Origin of the sequence: Microbacterium profundi (genome assembly GCF_000763375.1) — a bacterium.
GTDB classification, from domain to species: domain Bacteria; phylum Actinomycetota; class Actinomycetes; order Actinomycetales; family Microbacteriaceae; genus Microbacterium; species Microbacterium profundi.
Window position 1 is genome coordinate 611765 of record NZ_JPSY01000001.1, and the last position, 21211, is coordinate 632975.

Annotated in this window: 14 protein-coding genes; 5 read left to right on the forward strand and 9 right to left on the reverse strand. The window is 67.5% G+C overall.

The window, feature by feature from the left end; genetic code table 11:
• Window position 1 precedes the first annotated feature (1 nt).
• Together ligD and JF52_RS0102860 are read right to left on the reverse strand one after the other, a co-directional pair.
• Window positions 2-1069, reverse strand: coding sequence for a non-homologous end-joining DNA ligase (gene ligD, locus JF52_RS0102855; protein ID WP_033104959.1), 1068 nt, complete (start codon window positions 1067-1069; stop codon window positions 2-4).
• A gap of 39 nt (window positions 1070-1108) precedes the next feature.
• Window positions 1109-2230 carry an SseB family protein gene (locus JF52_RS0102860; RefSeq protein WP_052166704.1) on the reverse strand — a complete coding sequence of 374 codons (1122 nt, stop codon included), beginning with the start codon at window positions 2228-2230 and terminating at the stop codon, window positions 1109-1111.
• A gap of 150 nt (window positions 2231-2380) precedes the next feature.
• Between JF52_RS0102860 and glsA the strand changes: the two genes are divergently transcribed.
• Window positions 2381-3763, forward strand: a complete 1383-nt coding sequence (gene glsA / locus JF52_RS0102865) for a glutaminase A (RefSeq protein WP_052166705.1) — start codon at window positions 2381-2383, stop codon at window positions 3761-3763.
• Window positions 3764-3770: 7 nt separating this feature from the next.
• Here glsA and JF52_RS0102870 read toward each other — a convergent pair whose 3' ends face one another.
• A complete protein-coding gene (locus JF52_RS0102870; protein ID WP_033104960.1) occupies window positions 3771-6245 on the reverse strand; it encodes an ATP-dependent helicase in 2475 nt (824 codons plus the stop codon).
• Between the two features lie 62 nt (window positions 6246-6307).
• Between JF52_RS0102870 and JF52_RS0102875 the strand changes: the two genes are divergently transcribed.
• On the forward strand, window positions 6308-6700 hold the full coding sequence (locus tag JF52_RS0102875) for a pyridoxamine 5'-phosphate oxidase family protein (RefSeq protein WP_052166706.1): 393 nt from the start codon (window positions 6308-6310) through the stop codon (window positions 6698-6700).
• A 15-nt stretch (window positions 6701-6715) separates the two neighbouring features.
• A complete protein-coding gene (locus JF52_RS0102880) occupies window positions 6716-7114 on the forward strand; it encodes a YccF domain-containing protein (protein WP_033104962.1) in 399 nt (132 codons plus the stop codon).
• 127 nt (window positions 7115-7241) lie between these two features.
• Here the strand turns inward: JF52_RS0102880 and JF52_RS16400 are convergent, their stop codons facing one another.
• Window positions 7242-10067 (reverse strand): lamin tail domain-containing protein, encoded by a 2826-nt coding sequence (locus tag JF52_RS16400; RefSeq protein WP_052166707.1) that lies wholly within the window; start codon window positions 10065-10067, stop codon window positions 7242-7244.
• Between the two features lie 139 nt (window positions 10068-10206).
• Window positions 10207-11193, reverse strand: coding sequence for a glycerophosphodiester phosphodiesterase family protein (locus JF52_RS0102890; RefSeq protein ID WP_033106235.1), 987 nt, complete (start codon window positions 11191-11193; stop codon window positions 10207-10209).
• Window positions 11194-11282: 89 nt separating this feature from the next.
• Here JF52_RS0102890 and JF52_RS0102895 point away from each other — a divergent pair, with 89 nt between their 5' ends.
• Both JF52_RS0102895 and JF52_RS0102900 read left to right on the forward strand, forming a co-directional pair.
• Window positions 11283-12185, forward strand: a complete 903-nt coding sequence (locus JF52_RS0102895) for a Bax inhibitor-1/YccA family protein (protein ID WP_033104963.1) — start codon at window positions 11283-11285, stop codon at window positions 12183-12185.
• A gap of 141 nt (window positions 12186-12326) precedes the next feature.
• A complete protein-coding gene (locus tag JF52_RS0102900) occupies window positions 12327-12599 on the forward strand; it encodes a GlsB/YeaQ/YmgE family stress response membrane protein (RefSeq protein ID WP_033104964.1) in 273 nt (90 codons plus the stop codon).
• A 241-nt stretch (window positions 12600-12840) separates the two neighbouring features.
• On the opposite strand, the gene JF52_RS0102905 is transcribed toward JF52_RS0102900, so the two are convergent.
• The 4 genes from JF52_RS0102905 to JF52_RS0102920 all read right to left on the reverse strand — a co-directional run bounded on the left by JF52_RS0102905 (window position 12841) and on the right by JF52_RS0102920 (window position 21165).
• The gene (locus JF52_RS0102905; protein WP_052166708.1) at window positions 12841-14241 is read right to left on the reverse strand and encodes a glycosyltransferase; all 1401 of its coding nucleotides are present in this window, start codon (window positions 14239-14241) and stop codon (window positions 12841-12843) included.
• A 1-nt stretch (window position 14242) separates the two neighbouring features.
• Complete coding sequence (gene guaA, locus JF52_RS0102910; protein ID WP_033104965.1) at window positions 14243-15820, reverse strand: glutamine-hydrolyzing GMP synthase; 1578 nt, start codon at window positions 15818-15820, stop codon at window positions 14243-14245.
• Window positions 15817-16335 (reverse strand): DUF3817 domain-containing protein, encoded by a 519-nt coding sequence (locus tag JF52_RS0102915; protein ID WP_033104966.1) that lies wholly within the window; start codon window positions 16333-16335, stop codon window positions 15817-15819. The genes guaA and JF52_RS0102915 overlap by 4 nt, the downstream gene beginning before the upstream one ends.
• A gap of 150 nt (window positions 16336-16485) precedes the next feature.
• The gene (locus JF52_RS0102920) at window positions 16486-21165 is read right to left on the reverse strand and encodes an ExeM/NucH family extracellular endonuclease (protein WP_052166709.1); all 4680 of its coding nucleotides are present in this window, start codon (window positions 21163-21165) and stop codon (window positions 16486-16488) included.
• Window positions 21166-21211 lie beyond the last annotated feature (46 nt).

Genomic DNA, 21211 nt, shown 5'->3' on the forward strand with positions numbered 1-21211 from the left:
CTCACTCCTCGATGCGGTTCCCCTCGGAATCCCAGTTCTCCGCGACCATCTTGCTGGGCTGCACACGCGGGGGCTCACCGGGCATCTTCGGGAAGTCGGGCGGGAACGACAGCTCGCCGAGGCCGTTCTCGAGATCGTGCTCCCACCACTTGAGCAGCGTGTCGATCCTGCCGGGTGACTTCTGCATGTCGGCCCACGGATCGCCGACATCCGCGAGACGCGCAGGGATGCTTCGCACCGTGAAGACCGTCGGATCGAGGCCATCCAGCTCATCCCACTCCACCGGTGTCGACACGGTCGCCGCCGACAGCGCGCGTGGGCTGTAGGCGCCGGCCATCGTGCGGTCGCGATTCGCCTGGTTGAAGTCGACGAAGATGCGCTCACCGCGCTCCTCCTTCCACCAGTTCGTTGTGACCTGCTTCGGCATCCGTCGCTCCAGTTCGCGTCCGGCGGCGATCACCGCGTGGCGCACATCGAGGAACTCGTGCGCGGGCTCGATCGGGCAGAACACATGCAGTCCGCGGTTGCCGCTGGTCTTGATGAACGGCTCGAGTTCGGCCTCGCGCAGCACCTCGCGCAGACCGTGCGCGGCCACGACGGCATCCGCGAAATCCGTTCCGGGTTGCGGATCGAGGTCGATGCGCAGCTCGATCGGATTGTCGGTGTCGCTCGCGAGCGACGCCCACGGGTGGAAGACGATCGTGTTCATCTGCGCCGCCCACACGATCGCGCTCGGCCGGTTGAGCACGATCTGCGGATGCTGGCGCCCGCTGTTGTACGTCACCATCACCGAATCGACATAGTCGGGAGTGCCCTTGGGCGGATTCTTCGAGAAGAAGCTCTCCCCGCCGATGCCCGCGCGGAAGCGCTCGAGCGAGACGGGTCGGTTGCCGTTCGCGTTGAGGAACGGAACGGCGGCGACCTGGAAGTACTCGGCGAGCTCCGCCTTGGTGATGCCCCCTGAGCCTGGCGAAGGCTCAGGCCAGATCACCTTGTTCGGACTGGAGAGGTCGATCTCCCGCTCCCCCTCAGGGTCGGAGACCGTCAACGTCACGCGCTCAGAAGCCATGCTCCGACCCTAGATCGGGCGGGCACGGGCGCGATAGTGTCAGTCGCCCAGATCGACCGCGAGCACGATCACGGCAGCGAGGGCATCACGTTCGACGATGAGCGAGGGACCCGCCGAGTCGACCAGCACACCGGCGAGTGACGCGTGGCTGGTGAGAAGCTTGGCGAGCTGCTCAGGGGTGAAGGGCATGGGCTTGTCGCCGCGACCGAGCGCGACGACCTCGAGCGGGTGCGAGAACACCTGCAGGAAGCGGCGGCCGTCTGCGGTGTGCGCCTCGGCGATGCCCACCTTCGCACCTTCGGTGCCGTCGTTGACCGCGACCCAGACCTTGGTCTTCGCAAGAGCGTCGCCGACCTTCCGCGCCGTGTCCTGCTCACGTGGAGCGGCCAGGAGCGACTTGATCGTCATGCCGGGGTCGGCCTGTTCCAGGGCCTTCGTGAGGATCTCGATCGAGAACACCGCGCGGTGCGCGCCAGAGGCGTTGTCGATGATGAGTCCGCTGAAGCCGCCGGATACGACCTGCTGCAGCACGGCGGTGACCGGCTGCGCGACCGCCGATGTCGCCGTCGGATCGGTCTCACGCTGAACGGAATCGCGCACCGCGATCGCCGAGCTGAACGCGAGCATGTACGCACGTTCGCCGTCGCGGACGACCGCGACCGAGAGCGGCTTGCCCTCGCTGATCTGGGTGCGCGCGTCGCCGCTCACCCGCAGGAAGAGGTGGCCCTGCAGCATCTGGCGCAGCACGCCGATCAGCTGCTCGTTCGACGCCCCCTCCTCGATCTCGGCGAGCGCCGTGCGCAGCAGCACGTTGTCCTTCATACCCGGAACGGATTCGGTCTGCGCCGGCGGCAGCGCCGGTGCGAGGGGAAGCGTGCGCTTCTCAGGCGCGGTCGACACAGATGGAGCGGATGCCGTCGGCCGCGGAGCCGCGATCGGGCTGGGAGTCTTCGGCGCCGACTCATCCGGATCGGGAAGCGTGACCTCGGGACCTGCTGCCGCCCCGACCCCGCGGAACGCCTGCACCGAGATGCCGATCTCGGGTACCGGCTCGGCGGGCGGCTGCTCCTCTTCGGGAACCTCGTCGGGAGCTTCCGCCTCGATCGGCGTCTGCGACTCGGACGCGTCGTCGGTCTTCTTGCGGCGGGAGAACAGTGCCATATCGATCAGCCTAACCCGGCCGAGTGGGGTGTCTGAGTCCCGTGGCGTCCGTTCACCGCAGTGGCGGAAGGATTTCCCGGCTTCAGTCGCGCGTGAACCCGGGAAACCCTTCTGGCATGTGCTGAGAAGCCGGCGCCGTAGCATGGGGCCATGGCCGCCCCGGAGAAGCTCTCTGACATCGTCACGTCGTTCCTCGACATCGTGCACGACCGCCTCATCAGCGACCGGCGCGGGACGGTCGCCGACTACATCCCGCAGTTGGCCGGGGCAGATCCGGAGCAGTTCGGCATCGCCCTGTGCGGGCTGAACGGCCGCGTGTACGAGAGCGGCGACACCGGCGTGGATTTCACGATCCAGTCCGCATCGAAGCCGTTCGTGTATTCGCTCGCCCTCGACGATCAGGGTCTCGACGCCGTGCACGACCGAGTGGGTGCCGAACCCAGCGGCGAGGCCTTCAACTCCGTCAAGCTCGAAGCCGGGACCGGCCGCCCGCCGAACCCGATGGTCAACGCCGGCGCGATAGTGACGACGTCGCTCGTCACGGGGCGCTCCCCCGAGGAGCGCTTCGGGCGCATCCTCGCTCGCCTGAGCGCGTTCGCCGGTCGCGATCTGAGAGTCGACGAAGCGGTGCTGGCCTCCGAGCAGGAGTCGGGCGATCGCAATCGTGCACTCGCCTACCTCATGCGCGGCGCCGGCTCTCTCACCGCCCCGGTGGCGGAGACTCTCGACACGTACTTCCGTCAGTGCTCCGTGCTCGTCACGGCGCGCGACATCGCCGTGATGGGAGCAACCCTCGCCAACGGCGGAGTGAATCCGGTGACGGGTGAGCGCGTCACCAGCGCGGAGACGTGCCAGCACGTCATGACGATCATGGCCACCTGCGGCATGTACGACTACGCCGGTGAATGGCTGCTGCGGGCCGGGCTCCCGGCGAAGTCAGGAGTCGCCGGCGGACTCGTCGCGAGCTCGCCGGGCGAGTTCGGGCTGGGCCTGTTCAGTCCGAGGCTCGACGCGAGCGGTGCGAGCGTGCGCGGCGTCGCGGCGGCCCAGCAGCTCGCGACACGATTCGGCCTGCACGTGCTGCATCGTCCGCTCACGCTCTCGGCCGCGGAGGTCACGGCCGCGAACGACGAACTCGCAGCAGGACTCGGTGCCGAACAGGATGCTGTCGCCACCCAGATCCTGCAGGAGAACGCGGACGACCTGGCGGTGTGGCGTCTGCGCGGCTACATCGACTTCGATGGAGCCGAACGACTGCTGCTCGATCTCGACTCGTGGCTCGAGGCGCGCCCGGCCGATCGCGATTCGCCGGCCGTCATCGTTCTGGATCTCACCGAGGTGACGCAGCTGCAGTCCGTCGCGGTGTGGATGCTCGCCGCTCTCGCCACCTGGTGCCGTGCGCGCGGTATGCGGGTCATCGCGAGCGACCCGCAGGGCCGCAGCCTCGGAGTCGCGGGCCTGTCGCAGTCGGCCGGGTTCGACGACGCCGTGCGCGATGCGGCGACCATGACCGGTGCGGTGCCGAACGACTGAGCGTCTTCTACAGCTTCTCGATCGGCGCGATCTTGATGAGGAGCTTCTTCAGCCCCGCAGACTCGAATCGCACATGAGCGATGCGCTTCGCGCCTTCGCCGGTGACGGCATCCACTCGTCCCTCGCCGAAATCGGAATGACGGATGCGGTCGCCGGCGGCCAGTTCGAGGTCGCCGTTGTCGCGCACCTTGCCGGTGACCTTGTTGGGGAACTTGTCCATCGACGTCGACAGCGGCTTGAGAGTGTCTCGCGGCGCCAGCGGCTTGACGCCGAAGCGATCGCCGCCTGACCCGAAGCCACCGCTGCCTGACCCGCCGCCGCGACGCGCGTTGAGCGCACGCGACTGCATGCCGCCTCGGGAGTTCACGTCTCCCGGCGACTGACGCCAGTCGACCAGGTCGCCAGGGATCTCCTGCAGGAACCGGCTCGGCATCGCCACCGACACCTCGCCGAACTGGGCGCGGGTCATCGCGAGCGACAGATGCAGGCGCTTGCGCGCACGCGTGATGCCGACGTAGAACAGCCGACGCTCTTCCTGCGGTCCACCGGGCTCCCCCGCCGAGATGCGGTGCGGGATGAGGTCTTCTTCGACACCGGTCACGAACACGGCGTCGTACTCCAGGCCCTTGGCCGTGTGCATCGTCATCATCGACACCGAACCGGACTCGTCGTCCAGGTCGTCGGCGTCGGCGACCAGCGCCACCTCGGTGAGGAAGTCGACGATCGTGCCGTCGGGATTGTTGCGGGCGAAGTCGCGCGTGACGGCGACCAGTTCGTCGAGGTTCTCGACGCGGGCCTCATCTTGCGGGTCACGACTGGCGCGCAGTGCATCGAGGTACCCGCTCTTCGCGAGCAGCAGGCTGAGCCCGTCCGCGACCGAGGTCGAAGGCGGCACCTCGCCGGATGCGGGCAGCAGGATCTCGGTCGCCTCTTTCAACACGGCATCCAGCTGGCCGATGCCCGCCTGGATCTTCGGCCCCACCCCGAGCTGTTCTGGCACCGAGAGCGCTTCGCGGAACGAGATGCCGTGATCCTCGGCGAAGCGCGCGATCGCGGTCTCGGTGACGTCGCCGATGCCACGCCGCGGCTTGTTGAGGATGCGCCTGACCGACATCTCGTCTGCGGGGTTCGCCACCGCGATGAGATAGGCCATGGCGTCTTTGATCTCGGCGCGCTCGTAGAACTTCGTGCCGCCCATGATCTTGTACGGCACGGCCGAGCGGATGAAGATCTCCTCCAGTGCACGCGACTGAGAGTTCGTACGGTAGAACACCGCCATCTCCGAGTACGGCATGCCCGAGCGGCGGAGTGCCTCGACCTCATCCGCGACGAACTGCGCCTCATCGTGCTGCGAATAGCCGGTGAAGCCGACGATCTTGTCGCCCGCTCCCCTGTCGCTCCAGAGCTTCTTGTCCTTGCGGTCGAAGTTGTTGCCGATCACGGCGTTCGCGGCCGAGAGGATGTTCTGCGTCGATCGGTAGTTCTGCTCGAGCAGCACCACGCGAGCACCGGGGAAGTCGCGCTCGAACTCGCTGATGTTGCGGATGTCGGCCCCGCGGAAGGCGTAGATCGACTGGTCGGAGTCGCCGACCACGGTCAGCGATGCACCCTCCAGCTCTGGTGCGGACGGGTCGGATTGCGACGGCTCGAAGATCATCATGCCGTTGGAGGCATACGGATCCGGCGTGTCGCTTGAGACGGGGCGAGTGAGCTCGTGGATGAGCGAATACTGGGCGTGGTTGGTGTCCTGGTACTCGTCGACGAGGATGTGCCGGAACCGGCGACGATAGGTGTCGGCGACCTTGGGGAACGCACGGAACAGGAAGACCGTCTGGCCGATGAGGTCGTCGAAGTCGAAGGCATTGGCTCTGCGGAGCTGTCGCTGGTAGTCGGCGAAGATCTCGACGAACTTCCGCTCCGCGGGGTCGCTCATGTTCGCGTCGCGCGCATACGATTCGGCGTCGGAGAGCTCGTTCTTCAACTTCGAGATGCGCGATTGGGTGGCTGCCGGAGTGAGGCCGTAGGCGTCGGCCTCGTGCTCCTTCACCAGCCGCTTGATGAGCGCGCGCGAGTCGCCGGAGTCGTAGATGGTGAACGACTTGGTGAATCCGAACTGGTCAGCCTCGCGTCGCAGGATGCGCACGCACGCGGAGTGGAACGTCGAGATCCACATGCCGCGCGCGGCATCGCCGACGAGATCGACGACGCGCTCGCGCATCTCTCCCGCAGCCTTGTTTGTGAACGTGATCGCGAGGATCTGGCTCGGCCATGCCTCTCGGCCTCGCAGCAGCGAGGCAATGCGGCGGGTGAGCACGCTGGTCTTGCCCGAGCCTGCACCGGCGACGATCAGCAGCGCGGGGCCGCGGTAGGTGACCGCTTCGAGCTGTTGCGGGTTGAGACCTGCGAGAAGGTCGTCCTGGTCCGGCGCCCCGGGTGTGTGGGGGCCGGCGTTGGACGGGACGATGAGAGGGGCTTCGGTCATGACCTTACGAGTCTAGGCTGGGCCACAGACGCCCGGTAACGATCCGTATCGAGGAGGAAGACATGATCAGCGAACTGCAGGAGCAGCAGTGCCGAGAGCTGTTGACCACGACGACGGTGGGGAGGATCGGCTTCGTCGCAGACGAGCGCGTCCACATCTTCCCGGTCAACTACGCCGTGTCAGGCGATGACGTCCTCGTGCACACCTCTTCCGACGGCATCCTGAGACGCGTAGGCGACGCGGATTCCCCGGTCGCGTTCGAGATCGATTATCACGACGACCTCGCGGGGACAGGGTGGAGCGTGTTGATGCATGGACGGATCTCGACCGCGAGCGACGAGGACGTCCCCACGACCGCCGGGCGTGCACCATGGGCTGGCGCTGAGCGCGTGCTGCCGCTGCGGTTCCACATCGAGAGCATCTCCGGTCGGCGCGTGCGACGCGAACGACACTGAGAGACAGGAAGAACCATGCGCACGATCCTCAACGTCATCTGGCTGGTCCTGTCCGGATTCTGGCTGTTCCTGGGCTACATGCTCGCGGGCATCATCCTGTGCATCCTGATCGTCACGATCCCCTGGGGCATCGCGTCGTTCCGCATCGCCGGCTACGCGCTCTGGCCGTTCGGCCGCCAGATCATCGACAAGCCGCGGGGCGGCGTCGGCGCGTTCCTCGGCAACGTGGTGTGGGTCGTCCTCGCCGGCTGGTGGCTCGCGATCGGCCACATCGTCTCCGGCATCGCCCTCTGCGTCACGATCATCGGCATCCCGATGGGCATCGCCGATTTCAAGATGGTGCCGATCTCACTCATGCCGCTCGGCAAGGACATCGTCTCGACCCGCAGGGGCGCGTTCGACGGCTCGCGCTGACGGGTCTTCGCGAGTGGCTGCATCATGCGCTCACCGGCAGCGAGCGCTGCGAGATCGCTGCGCAGCAGTGACTCGACAGCAAAGGCGCGTGGAGCGGTCGGCTCCACGCGCCTTCAGCGCTGAACGGCTACGCCGTCTGCCGCCGGCGACGCAGGGTCACTGCGATCGCACCGGCGAACAGGAGTCCCAGTGCGAGCACGAGGGCTGCGGCCGGGAGTTCGGAGCCCGTGGTCGCGAGCCCGCCGCCGGCAGCGGTGACCTGGATGTTCACCCAGCCCAGCAGCTCGCCGTCCGCGGAGTACACCGCGAGACGATGGGCGCCGGCTGCCGCATCCTTCGGGATCGTGACCGTGATCGCACCCGCGGCGCTCAGCGTGCCGTCGGTGAGGAACGTCGGGTCGGAATACATCCAGACCTCGACGTCGGCGCCGGGGTTCTGCGCGAGCGTGATCGTCACCTTCTCGCCGGGGGCGACGGATGACTTGTCCACCGTCGCTCCGCCACGGTTGCCGTCGACGATCGCGTCGCCGGGCAGTGGCTCGATCGACGGGCCGGGCTGGCTACCGCCATCACCGGAGCCAGGGCCTTCGCCCGGCCCCTCACCGGGGCCCTCGCCGCCGCTGCCGGCCGGCAGCGTCCCCGTGCGCAGTGCCTCGGAGGCGAACCCGTCGGCGAACCACCACACCGGGCGCTGGCCGTTCGATGCGAGTGAGGCCGGCGCCGTGGCGAAGCCCTCGTTGTTGATGTCGGGCAGACCTGCCGCCCGTGCGAAGTGTGCGATGGCGGGTTGGGCCGTGCCGTTGAGCGTGATCTGCGCAGAGGCACCCTGGCATCCGTCGTCGCAGACGGCCCACACCACGCCGAGCACCGAGTCGTAGTCCAGCGCCATGACGCCCGCGAGACCAGGGTCGATCGTCGAGACGAGCTGCGCCGAGCCGTCGGCGGTCAGCGCGAACGCGTACACGCCGCCGTTGTCCTCGACTGCGACGAAGAAGAGACCGGCGTTCTTGCCTGCGTACGTCGCCGGGTCGTAGGCCGCCTGAGCCGCGTCGTCGAACAGCTTCCCGGTGAGCGCGGCATCCGGCACCCACTCGACCGCCTCGATGCCGAGGTTCGCGCCGACGGCGGGGAGCAGTGCGGTAAGGTCCCACTCGGTCAACGCGACGAGGTCGGGGCCGGCGCCGTTCGGGTCGACCTGCAGGATGTTGTTCTGGTTGACGCCCTTCGCACTGTTGTCGCGCTCGGATGCCACATAGACGAGCCCTTCGGCGTCGGCCGTGATGCCCTCGGTGTCGGGGCCGGCTGCACCGGGTGCGTCGGCATCCTTCTGGAAGCGCACGCGCTTGCCGTCCGCCCAGCCGTCGACCATCGAGACGGAGCCGTCAGCCGAGGCCTTGAGCTTCCAGATGCGGCCCTCACCGTTGTCGACCGCCCAGAGGAAGGTGCCGTCTGCCGTCTCCTGGACGTCGAGTCCGGAGCTGTCCTCGAGGAACATCGGCGCGGAGTCCAGCACTCGCACGTCGGCGGAGCCGGGCCACGTGGCGAGCTCGAGCTCGCCGCCGTCGTCACCACCGCCCTCGCAGACGTTCACCGCGCCCTTGGTGGACAGCGCGACGTCGATGAACTCGTCGCCGCAGCGCGCCCAGACGCCCTTGGCGTGATCGGCGTAGACGTGCTCGGCGACCGTCTTGCCGTTCGCGTCGCGCACCGTGACGGTGTCGCCGCCGCCGAGGCCGAACTCGAAGTTCGCGGGCTGGTCGAACACGAGGTACCCGCCCGCAGCCAGCACCGTGCCGGCCGGCAGCGGAGTCGTCTCGGCCGCGTGCCCTGCGGGGTCGCTGTCCATCAGGGTCCAGTCGGACATGTCGACGGCCGTCGCGCCGGCGTTGAAGACCTCGACCCAGTCGGTCGCGTCGCCGTTCGACTCGATCTCGTTGATCACGACGTCGGGTGCGACACAGACGTTGGATGCTCCCGGCGTCGGCGTCGCGAGGGCGAACGCCCCTTCGCCGTCGATGCAGCGTGCCAGCGTGGCGGCGGCGAAGTCGCCGTCGATCGCAGCATGGCCTTCCCAGGGGAGAGTGTCGTCGACGAGCGCACCGGAGGTGTCGAACAGACGGATGCGGTCGGTGGAGCCGATGCCGATCGGGTCGCGGAACGCCGTCTCGACGCCGCCGACGACACCGATCGTGCCCTCTTCGACGACGAGGAATCCGCCGGCATCGAGAGTCGTGCCCGGCGCGAACTGCCAGCGGTGGTCCTCGGAGTTGTCGCGGATCTCGTAGCCGGAGAGGTCGAAGGCCACGTCGCCCGGGTTGTAGAACTCCACCCAGTCGGCGGGCTGCGAGTCGACCTCGTTGATCCGGACGGATCCGGCGACCGGTGTCTCAGGCTCCCCAGGCTCCTCGGGCTCTTCCGGGATCGCCTCGAACGTGTTCTCCGCGCCCTTGGTCGATGCCGTGGTCAGGCCCCAGACCGGTTCGCCGTCCACATCCTGCGCGCCCCAGCTCGGCACGGCGTGCATGCCCTCCGGCCAGGTCGTCTGCAGCAGCGGCTCGGCGCCGTTGGCGTCGCCCGGTGCGAACACGCGCACGCTGTCGCCCTTGCCGAGGCCGAAGTCGAAGTCGCCCTCACCCGTGTCGGACAGGGTATCGAGGACGAGGTAGCCGCCCGGCGTCACGATCGTTCCTGCGGGGAACTCGTACGGATTCTTCTCGCTGTTGTCCTGGACGATGTAGCCGCTCAGATCGACGTCGGCATCGGATTCGTTGTAGAACTCGATCCAATCGTCGGGGCTGCCCCCGTTGGAGACGACCTCGTTGATCCGGACGCCGAGGGGCGCCGCGGCATCGACGGCAGTGGCGCCGAAGGCGGTGGTGGGAACGGCGAGCAGCAGGGTGGCGCTCATCGCGCACACCGCCGTCGTCGCGAACCCGCGTTGCAGGCGAGACATGTGACTCCAGGGGTCAGAAGGGGGGGAACCGGATGGATTCAGACCATCGAGTCGCGCTTAAATTCCTGAGTCGAGAACGTGTACGCGGAGTGAACGGGCCATGTCCGGCGGACGCTCGGATGCGAGCGCCCGAACACAGTCAGCGGCGGAAGAACGCGACGCCGAGATCAGGATGATCGACGAAGACACCGTCGATACCGGCATCCGCCAACACAGCCCACTCCGCTTCGTAGTCGCCGAACGCCGCCTTGCCGCCCTCGCCGCGGAACTCGGCGGCGAGGAACGAGTTCTCCGGACGCGCCGTCCAGGTGAACACCTTCAATCCCCTGGCGTGCGCATCCGCGACGATCGTGCTGCCCTTGGCCAGCAGCATCCGCTTGTTGACGCTGACGCCGTCGACCTTGCCGACCAGCGCGTCCAGCCCCTGCGGTGCGACCGTCTCCTTGTAGGTCGCGGCCGCCTTGCCCTGTGCGACGAGCTGATCGTAAGGACGACCGGATGCCTCGATCAGATAGATGTACGAGGCGGGGATGCCCATCGCCCGCAGCCGGGCGAGCACCGTCGACTCGAAAGCCTCGATGATCAGGGGAAGTTCGCCGTCGGCCCAGCCCGCCGATCGGAGGTCCCTGACGATCATGGACGCCAGATCCAGACCGATGCTCTCGAAGTAGGTGGCGTGCTTGATCTCCAGCACGACGCCGATCTCCCGGCCGTGTTCGGCAGAGCCCGCGCGCACGAGGTCGAGCAGGTCCGTCAGGCGCAGCACGCCCTGCTTTCCGTCGAACGTCGCACTGGTCGTGCGCACGGCCGGAATCCGCTCCGTCGTGCGCAGGGTCGCGATTTCGTCCCAGGTGAAGTCCTCGGTGAACCAGCCCGTCAGCGCCTGCCCGTCGACACGCTTGGTCGTCTTGCGGTCGGCGAACTCGGGGCGGTGCGCCACATCGGTGGTGCCCGATATCTCGTTCTCGTGACGGACGACCAGCACGCCGTCCTTCGTCGCGACGATGTCCGGCTCCACAGCGTCCACCCCCATCGCGAGGGCGAGTTCATACGAAGACCTGCTGTGCTCGGGGCGGTAGCCAGGGGCTCCGCGATGACCGATGACGAGTGGAGACCTCCTGGGCATGCTCACAGCGTAGAACACACCCTTACATGCCGATGCACCGGTATCGTGGAGGAAAGCGACCTTGAAACCCGTTCGGAGTGAGGCCCACCATGAGCAATTTCGCATTCAACAACCCGGCGTTCCAGAAGCAGGATCCGCGGAACGTCGCGACCTATCCCGGCGCCGCCGGCGCCCAGGGCGCGCAGACCGCATCGCTCGCGCAAGCGGGCATGGATGCTGCCGCGAACGCGCAGCTCGAAGGCATGTACGCCGCGCCGCCGGCCGGTTCCATCGAGACCGACCGCATGAGCGTCGAGGACACCGTCTGGAAGACCGCAGGCCTGTTCGCGATCCTTCTCGTCACGGCAGTCGTCGGCTGGGTGTGGACACTGGGCGGCGTCAGCGTCGACCCGACCGCTGGCGTATCGATGCTTCCGATGATCGTCGGCGCCCTCGGCGGCTTCGTGCTCGCCATGATCATCACCTTCACCTCCCGCAAGAAGGTGCGCCCGGCGCTGATCTTCGCCTACGCGGCATTCGAGGGTGTGTTCGTCGGTGGTATCTCGGCGTTCTTCGAGCTTCTCTACCCCGGCATCGTCGTACAGGCGACGCTCGCGACGGTCGCCGTCGTCGGCGTGACTCTGGCGCTCTTCGCGAGCGGCAAGATCCGCGCATCCGCGAAGATGACCAAGATCTTCATGATCGCGATGGTCGGCTACCTCGTCTTCTCGTTGCTGAACCTCGTGCTCATGTGGACCGGCATCAACGACAACGCGTTCGGACTGCGCAGCGTCGAGATCATGGGCATTCCGCTCGGCCTGATCATCGGTGTGCTGGTCGTCTTCATGGCGGCATACTCGCTGGTGCTCGACTTCGACCAGATCCAGCAGGGTGTGCGCAACGGCGCTCCCCGCAAGTACGGCTGGGTCGGCGGTTTCGGCATCATGGTCACGGTCGTCTGGCTCTACATCGAGATCCTGCGCATCATCGCGATCGCCCGCGGCAGCAACTGACCGCGAGAAGGTCCGCTGAAAGGCCCCAGCTCTTCGGAGCCGGGGCCTTTTCCCATATTCTCGACACGCGCGCAAGGGGGTGGCTTTTGTGCAAAGTGGGGAGCATAGTTGGCTCACCGCTACAGAAAGGGGATTTACATCATGGGTTTCCTCGCATTTCTTATCCTCGGATTGATCGCCGGAGCGATCGCAAAACTGATCCTGCCCGGTAAGCAGGGTGGCGGCTGGATCGTCACTCTGATTCTCGGTGTCGTCGGAGCAATCCTCGGCGGCTGGATCGGCGGAATGCTCTTCGGCGTCGGTCTCAACGAGTTCTGGAGCCTGTCCACCTGGCTTCTCGCGATCGGTGGCGCGATCATCGTGCTGCTGATCTATGGTCTGATCGTCGGCCGTGGCAGCAAGGTCCGCGACTAGATCTGACTACTCGGAGGCTTTCGCCTCCAGGAGGGCCCGTTCCCTTTCGTTCCCCGCGAGTCGCGCGGGCGTGGCGAATTCGGAACGGGCCCTCTCGCGGGAGTACGGGGTGGCACGAGGCGAACACCCCTCGCACCTTTCCCCGGCTCGCGGGGCCGCGCGAATCCCTCGCGAAGACGTCGAACGGGGAAGACCCGGGTCGGCACCTCGGGAGAAGACTTCTGGAATCAGCCTTCTGGAATCAGCGGCGGGGTGGTGCGGCGAGGACCTCGCGCACAGTGGCGGCGAACGCCTCGATCGCGCGTTCGGCGCTCCACGCGGATGCCGCGACCGGCGCCTCCGCAACCAGGCGGGCGTACAGCTCATGGTCGGTGAGAACACTGCGCAGTGCGTCGGCGAGCGCGGCCTCGTCGCCGTCAGGCACGAGGATCCCCCCGCCGCCCGCCAGCAGGTCGCCTGGCCCGTAGCGCACGTCGTACGAGACCACCGGCACACCGTGCAGCAGAGCCTCGAGGATCGACAGACCCTGGCCCTCGAACGCCGTGGACGTGACCACGACAGATGCACGATCGAGCACTCGGCCCGGGGCATCGGTGTGACCGGCGAGCATGACCCGCGAGCGTGCACCGCGCTCGTCGATCATCGCCTGAAGTGCGTCGTGCTCCGCTCCCCCGCCCCAGATCTCCATGCGGGATCCCGTGACGTCCGCGGCGAGGAACGCACGGATGGAATGGTCGATGCGTTTGCCAGGAGCGAGACGTCCGAGCACGACGACGAGGCCGGGTTCGCGCTCGAGCGTGGTCGCGGCGCGCGTCTCGGAATCGGGGGCCGCGTTCGGGATCACGACGTGGCGAGCGGCGTCGCCGAACCGGGCGACGACGTCATCACGCTGCGTCCTGGTCGGCCATGCCACGGCGTCGAAGCGGTCGGCGAGCGCGAACCAGCGCGTCCACAGGGCGTTCATCGCGGCATCCGGCGTGTAGGGCGCCTCGAGGTGCATCGTGTGGATCGTGTGGATGACGCGCACGCGCGGGTCGTCCCAGTCGGCGATCAGCTCGCCGAGCTGTCGCGACTCGCAGACGACCACGAGCGGCCGCCCGTCGAACGCCGCAGCGACATGCCGAAGCCACGCGTTGTACAGGCCCCGGAAGCCGGCGACCCCGCCGATCACCTGCGCCGTCTCGTCGTAGACGAGCACCGGCTCCTCCGTGAGGTGCCAGTCCGGGTTGCCAGGGATCACCGGGAGAGCTGCGAACGGCCGATTCTCCGCATCGCGCAGCACGCGATACTCGCGCTCAGCGAGGCGCGTCGACAGGTCTGCGGATGCCGCTTCGCGCAGCCACACGGCCGCGCCGCCGTCAGGGGACGCCGCCTCGTCGAACAGGTTGCGCATGCGCGCAGGGTCTGCGACTGCCCCGCGCCGCGCGAACGTCGCCCGATGCGTGGCGTGAGTCGCAGCATCCGCTGGATCGAAGGTGAGCAGCAGCGGCCCCGCACCCTCGGCGGCGCCTGCAGCCGCGAGCTGCATCGCACGCGACAGCGTCGCGATCGTGTAGCCCCCGTCGAGGTCGGGGACCAGCCGACTGGAGAGCACGATGTACTCCGCATCCGGCAGTGCGGAATCTAGCGCGATTCCGCCCACGTCACTCCCACTCGATGGTTCCCGGGGGCTTGGACGTGACATCCAGCACCACGCGGTTCACGTCGCGGACGCTGTTGGTGATCCGGTTGGAGATCTTCGACAGCACGTCGTAGGGCAGGCGGGTCCAGTCGGCTGTCATGGCGTCTTCGCTGGAGACCGGGCGCAGCACGATCGGGTGACCGTAGGTGCGGCCGTCGCCCTGCACGCCCACCGAGCGCACGTCGGCCAGCAGCACGACCGGGCACTGCCAGATCTCGCTGTCGAGGCCGGCCCTGGTCAGCTCCTCACGGGCGATGGCGTCGGCCTCGCGCAGAATCTCGAGACGGTCAGCGGTGACCTCACCCACGATGCGGATGCCGAGGCCTGGCCCCGGAAACGGCTGACGTCCGACGATCGCCTCGGGAAGCCCGAGGTCGCGACCGATCTGACGCACCTCATCCTTGAACAGAGTGCGCAGCGGTTCGATGAGCTCGAAGTCAAGGTCTTCCGGCAGGCCGCCGACGTTGTGGTGCGACTTGATGTTCGCGGTGCCGGTGCCACCGCCCGATTCGACGACGTCGGGGTAGAGCGTGCCCTGCACGAGGAACTTGATCGGCTCGCCCTCGGCCTTGGCCTCGGCGACCAGGTCGAGCTGCACCTTCTCGAACGCGCGGATGAACTCGCGGCCGATGATCTTGCGCTTCTGCTCGGGGTCGCTGACGCCCTTCAGATGCCCGAGGAACGTGTCGGCGGCATCCACCGTGATCAGGCGCACGCCGGTGGATGCGACGTAATCCTGCTCGACCTGCTCGCGCTCGCCCTTGCGGAGAAGTCCGTGATCCACGAACACCGCGGTGAGCTGGTCTCCGATCGCCTTGTGCACGAGGGCGGTCGAGACGGCGGAGTCGACGCCGCCGGAGAGTGCGGAGATGACGCGGGCGGAGCCGACCTGCTCGCGGATGCGGGCGACCTGCTCATCGATCACGTTGCCGCTGTTCCAGTCGGCTGCGAGACCTGCGGCCTTGTGCAGGAAGTTCTCGATGACCTCCTGGCCGCGATCGGTGTGCTTGACCTCAGGGTGCCACTGCACGCCGTAGAAGCCCTTCTCGGCGCTGCCGAAGGCTGCGACAGGCGTGTCTGCGGTGGATGCGAGGACCTCGAAGCCCTCTGGTGCGCGGGCGACCTGGTCGCCGTGGCTCATCCACACGTTCTGGGTGTCCGGCTGGCCGCCGAGCAGCACGCCGCCATCACCCGTGAGCGAAGCATCCGTCGCGCCGTATTCGCGGAGGCCGGTGTTCGCGACCTCGCCGCCGAGGGCTCGGGCCATGACCTGGAAGCCGTAGCAGATGCCGAGCGTGGGGACGCCGAGGTCGAAGATGTCGCTGTCGAGCGCAGGTGCGCCCTCTTCGTAGACGGATGAAGGGCCGCCGGAGAGGATGAGCGCGACCGGGTTCTTCGCGGCGATGTCTGCGGCGGTCACCGTGTGCGGCACGATCTCGCTGTAGACGCCGGCTTCGCGTACGCGGCGGGCGATGAGCTGTGCGTACTGTGCGCCGAAGTCGACGACGAGGACGGGACGCTGTGCGGTGTCGGCGCTCATCGCGCTGCCTCCTGGCTTTCTGATGCCTCGGCGGCGACTGCCGCCTCACGCGATGCGAGATACGCCTTGACCTCGCGAGAGACCTTGGCCTCCATGATGAAGGAGAGCGCGGGGATGACGCCGCCGAGAGCGAGCATGACGAAGCGGCTGAACGGCCACCGCATCAGGCTCCACAGGCGGAACGCGGAGAAGAGGTAAACGACGTAGAACCAGCCGTGCGTGACGAGGATGAGCAGAGACAGGTTCGCTCCGTCCCCCACTGAGATGAGCTCGCAGCCCATGCCGCCGGGCACGAACAGCGAGAACCACTGGCATCCGTCGCCGACGATGACCGGAGCGAACCAGAGGAAGCCGCCAGAGCCGCCGGCGATCAGCTCCACGTGGATCGGGCTGTACTTCAGGATCATCTCGGCCAGCAGCAGAAGCAGCATGACACCGGTGATGATCGACGCGATCTGATAGAACTTCAGCGCCCCACGGATCTTCGGAAAGGAGGCAGCTTTCGGTTCTGGCATGCAGTCAAGTCTACCCGGGGTCGCGCAGGGGTTCCGGCGCCCCCGATCGAGCCGGCGGGCAAGGCGCTCGACGAGGCGGGCAAGGCGCTGCACACGGCGGAGGCCGCCGGGATCACTCCCGGCGGCCTCCTTGTATCAGCGGTTCAGCGGTCAGAACCAGCCGGTGATGAGGCCCCACAGCCAGTCGAGGACGTCTCGTACGACACCCCCGCCGTTGCCGTTGCCGTTGCCGCGGTTGACGGTGACCGTGCCGGTGGCCTGGTCGCCGTCCTCCTGAGCGACGATGACCGTGTACTTACCGGCATCCGTCTTCTTGGGGACTGTGACCGAGCTGGTGAAGGTGCCGTCCTCGTTCACGACCGCGGTGCCGAGGTCGATGACCTTGCCCTTCTTCGACTCGAGCGAGATCGCGACCGTCTCGCCGGGCTCGAAGTCCGCACCGGTCACGGTGAGGTTCTTGCCTGCGCTGACCGTCTTCGCCCCGACCTCGACGGTGCCGACGAATTCGCCGCCGCCGTCCTCGCCGGTGATCGTGAACGGCACCTGCACGCTCGTACCGTCCGCGGTGGCGACGGTGAGCTGCTGCTCTCCGGTCACGCCCTCCGGAACAGTGAACGTCAGGCTCGCACGCCCCGCCTCGTCCGTGGTGTTGATGATCGTCGGGTCGACGGCGCCCGTGGCGAGAACCGTGTCTCCGAGCGAGACGCTGACCTCGGCCGGTGCGGGGTCTCCCCCGCTGAACGCGAGCGACGACAGGTCGATCGTGACCTGATCGCCGGCGCTGTAGCCATCGGCATCCGCAGCACTGAGCGTCGCACCGACCGCGCGCTGGGCGAGGTCGGGCGAAGCCGTGCCGTTGGCGTCGAACCAGTCGACCATCGACTGCAGGTCGATCTTGCCGGTGTCGGCCTTGCCAGTGCCCTCAGCGAAGGTGAAGAAGTTGTCTCCACCGGCCGCGAGGAACGAGTTCGCCGCGACGACGTATGACGCCGCAGGATCGATCGGCTCGCCGTTCAGGGTGATCGAGGTGATCCTCTCCCCTGCCGCGGCCGTCGGGTCGTACGTGTACTGCAGACCCTCCGAGAGACCGAGCTTCAGGAACGGACGGCTCGCACCCGCCGGCTGCCACTGCTCCTCCAGCACGCCCTTGAGCTGCGCACCGGTGAGGTTCAGCGTGACCAGCGTGTTGGCGAACGGCTGCACCGTCGCCGCCTCGCGGAACGTGACGTTGCCGTCGGCATCCTGTCCGCCGGTGCCCGCGTACGTCAGGTTCGCCCTGATGCCGCCCGGGTTCATGATCGCGATGTCCGCGCCGGTCGCCCACTTGTGCACGTCAGCGACGAAGTTGCCGATGGTCGACTCGCCACCGCGGTTCTCCGCACCGTCGCTCTGAAGCGCACGGTTGAAGTCGCCGGTGATCGCACCGACCGACTCCGCACCGAGGATGTCGGCCTCGGCCTTGGCCGCATCGACGATCGCCTGCACATCGCCGTCGGCGTCGTACAGCGGTGTGATGACGTCCTTGCCGGTGACCGGGTCCTTCTCGGTCTTCGTCAGCGGCTTGATCTCGTTCGAGATCGAGAGCAGCTCCTTCGTCTCCGGGTCGACCTGCAGGTTCATCAGACCGAAGTTCTCGCCGTACTTCCCCGCCGAGATGACCGGACGGCCGTCGATGACCTGGTTGTACGCGAGGTGGGTGTGCGCCGAGACGATCGCGCTGACGCTGTCATCGACACCGGCGACGATCTCGCCCAGTGCTGATTCCGGCGTGATGCTCGAGGCGTCCGTGGACGTGGCGCCCTCGTGCACGAGGAGGACCAGCACATCGGCCTCGCCGTTGGCGCTGTCGCCGTCGGTGAGGTCGTCGGCGACGGCGTTGACCGAGTCGACGATGCCGCGCACCTCGAGATCGGAGATGCCCTCGGGCGAGACGAGCGAGTCGAGTTCTTCGGTCACTGCACCGATGAAGCCGACCCGCACACCGTCGAGCTCCTTGACCCATGCCGGTGCGAGTGCTGTCTCACCTGTCTCGGTGAGGAACACGTTCGAGGAGGTGTACTCCCAGTCCGCACGATCCTGCACGCGATCGCGCAGGTCTTCCCAACCCTGGTCGAACTCGTGGTTGCCGGCCGCGCTCACATCGAGACCGGCGGCGTTGAGCGCATCGATCGTCGGGTTGTCGTCGTTGATGAACGACGTGAACGTGGACGCTCCGATGAGGTCACCGGCGGCGGCGAACACCGTGTTCGGGTTCGCATCGCGCACCGACTTCACCGCGCCTGCGAGCACCGCGGCACCTGCCGCGACGCCATCGGCCTCGATACGGCCGTGGAAGTCGTTGATCGTGGCGATGTCGATGCTCACCGGCGGGATCTCGCTGGAGACGCCGACGATCACCGGGTCGTGATCGCTGGCGCGGAACGGCGTGCCCGACTCGGCTGCGCCGAACGAGTAGCCGCGGTCGCTCCACTCCGCCGCGTTGATCCCCCACACTTCCGCGCCGGTGACCGACTCGGTGAGTGAAGGCGATGCGATCGCGTGGTCGAGCGAGCCGAGCTCGCCGTCGAACGTGTAGGTGTACTGGCCTGCGGCCTTCGCCGGCACGAGGTCGGTCCAGCCGGCCTGTGCGAATACGTCGATCGGGTCTTCCTGACCGTAGGCGTTGAAGTCGCCGAGCAGCAGGATGTCTTCGCTACCGCTGGTCTCTGCCAGCGTCTCGGTGAACCCGAGCAGCGACTGCGCCTGGGCGGTGCGGTCGGCGTTGAACCGGCCCTGACCATCGGCCGGCTCATCGCCGTCGCCTGACTTCGACTTGAAGTGGTTGGCCACGACCGAGACGATCTTGCCGTCGAGGTCGAAGGTCTGCGCGATCGGCTCGCGGGCGTTGCCCCACACGGTCTCGTCGACCACTGTGGCGCTGTCGCCGACGGGAGTGACGGCATCCGTCTTGTAGATGATCGCGTTCGTGATCACATCGGTGTCGGTGCTCAGCAGCGCCTCGGGTGTCGGGACGAAGTCCCACACATCCGAGCCGGCATCCGCGTTGAGACCGTCGACCAGGTCGGCGAGCGCCGTGTCGACCGGCTTGCCGAAGCGGACCGAGTTCTCCATCTCCATGAGCGCGACGACATCCGCATCCAGGTCGTTGATCGCCGTGACGATCTTCGACTTCTGAGTGGCGAACAGCTCTGCCGTCTTCGCGCCGCGCGCTTCGGAGTTCTCACTCTGCAGCGTAGTGAAGTAGTTGAAGACGTTGAACGCGCCGAACTGCACATCGCCGCCGACCTCGGGGGGTGTGTCGCTGCGCGGGTTCTCGGTCGTGAACGTCGCCTTGTAGGCCGCGTCGCTCGCGTCATCGATCGCGATGACCGGCTGCAGGCGCCAGTCGTCGAAGCCGTACTGCAGCACGTAGCCGGTGTCGGCGAAGTCGACGACGTCGCCGTTTCGCACAGGATTGTCGGCCGTGAAGTACGGCTGCTCGCCCGTGTGAGCACCGCTGGTGACCTGCGAGTTCCAGCCGTCGTCGAGCAGGATGCGCTCGGCGCGGTTCGCGGCCGCGATGGCATCGGCGTCTGGACCGGGGCGCGTCGTCTCCGTGCTCTTGACGTTGAGCTCGCCGGGGTTCAGCCACAGCGTTCCGAAGTTGTACAGCTGGTGACTGGATGCCAGGCGATAGGTGCCGGCGGGTGCCACGAGCATGTTCTCGTATGCCTCGCGGTCGGTGCCGGTCACCGTCTCCGGAAGCGGAGTCGCTGCGGGAACGCCCACGCCTGCCGTGACGACGGAGACGTCCTGGACGGCTGCGGGCGAGATCTGGGTCTGACCGAAGTACTCCGAGACCGTGCCGGTGACCGAGACGAGGTCGCCGATCGCCAGAGTCGGGGCGAGCGCGTTCAGGAAGACGAAGACGCCGTCTGATGCGCCGGGAGTGGCGTCGGTGTCTCCGCCGCTGCCGGCGGTCTGGATAGAGATGCCCTTGTAGCCGCCCACGCGGTAGTCGCCGGTGACGATGCCCTCGACGGTGACGGCCTGGCCGTTGAGCGGAGACACATCGGTCGTGCCCTGCACATCGGCGATCGACGCCGTGGTGGGGTCGACCGGGTCCGTGGGATCGGTGGGATCGGTCGGGTCGGTCGGATCCGTGACGCCGGAGCTCTGCGGCGTGATCGTCGCCGAGAGCGTGAAGTCGGCGCTGTTGTCGTCGGTGTCGGCGCCATCCGTGCGGTTCAGCGACTTGACGTCGGTGTTGCCCGCCGGCGGGGTCGCCGCGGCGGTCTCGAACGTGTTCGACGTGCCGTAGCCGAGAAGATCGACGACGCCGTCGGCGCCCGTGACCGATCCGGGGGTGAGTGTCACCGCAGCCGTGCCCTCGACAAGCGCCAGCGTGCCGTTGGTGCCGCTCGGAGTCAGCGTGGTGACGGCATCCGGGGTGGGCAGAGCGGCGCCGTTGGTGCCGTTGCTGTTGCCCTGGACGAGGAAGTACCCGCCGGCCGGGATCACACCGGTCAGCGGCGCGACGCCGTTGAAGTTCGCGGTGCCTGTCGCCGAGCGGTACTGCAGCGACATGCCGTCGAGGGTGACGTCGGCGGCGGTCGGGTTGTACAGCTCGACGAACTTGTTCGTGAACGCCGCTCCCGCGCTTCCGCCGGACAGGTACGCCTCGTTGATGACGACGCCCGTTCCTGCGGTGTCGGCGAAGGCGGGCGTGGCGACCAGTGCGCCTGCGCCGAGGGCGAAGACACAGGTCGCGGCAAGGGTGCCGATGCGGCCCCTGCCTGTGCGATGCGACACGGGAACCTTGAGGTTCCGGTCGTCAGGGGCTGACATCATCGGTGCTGACTCCTCGGTCTGATCGAACGGCAGCTCGGGAAGGACT

Bases quoted from the DNA above. Each gene is read 5' to 3' on its own strand.
- ligD (WP_033104959.1), bottom strand. From the start codon at position 1,069: ATGGCTTCTGAGCGCGTGACGTTGACGGTCTCCGACCCTGAGGGGGAG.
- JF52_RS0102860 (WP_052166704.1), bottom strand. From the start codon at position 2,230: ATGGCACTGTTCTCCCGCCGCAAGAAGACCGACGACGCGTCCGAGTCG.
- glsA (WP_052166705.1), top strand. From the start codon at position 2,381: ATGGCCGCCCCGGAGAAGCTCTCTGACATCGTCACGTCGTTCCTCGAC.
- JF52_RS0102870 (WP_033104960.1), bottom strand. From the start codon at position 6,245: ATGACCGAAGCCCCTCTCATCGTCCCGTCCAACGCCGGCCCCCACACA.
- JF52_RS0102875 (WP_052166706.1), top strand. From the start codon at position 6,308: ATGATCAGCGAACTGCAGGAGCAGCAGTGCCGAGAGCTGTTGACCACG.
- JF52_RS0102880 (WP_033104962.1), top strand. From the start codon at position 6,716: ATGCGCACGATCCTCAACGTCATCTGGCTGGTCCTGTCCGGATTCTGG.
- JF52_RS16400 (WP_052166707.1), bottom strand. From the start codon at position 10,067: ATGTCTCGCCTGCAACGCGGGTTCGCGACGACGGCGGTGTGCGCGATG.
- JF52_RS0102890 (WP_033106235.1), bottom strand. From the start codon at position 11,193: ATGCCCAGGAGGTCTCCACTCGTCATCGGTCATCGCGGAGCCCCTGGC.
- JF52_RS0102895 (WP_033104963.1), top strand. From the start codon at position 11,283: ATGAGCAATTTCGCATTCAACAACCCGGCGTTCCAGAAGCAGGATCCG.
- JF52_RS0102900 (WP_033104964.1), top strand. From the start codon at position 12,327: ATGGGTTTCCTCGCATTTCTTATCCTCGGATTGATCGCCGGAGCGATC.
- guaA (WP_033104965.1), bottom strand. From the start codon at position 15,820: ATGAGCGCCGACACCGCACAGCGTCCCGTCCTCGTCGTCGACTTCGGC.
- JF52_RS0102915 (WP_033104966.1), bottom strand. From the start codon at position 16,335: ATGCCAGAACCGAAAGCTGCCTCCTTTCCGAAGATCCGTGGGGCGCTG.
- JF52_RS0102920 (WP_052166709.1), bottom strand. From the start codon at position 21,165: ATGATGTCAGCCCCTGACGACCGGAACCTCAAGGTTCCCGTGTCGCAT.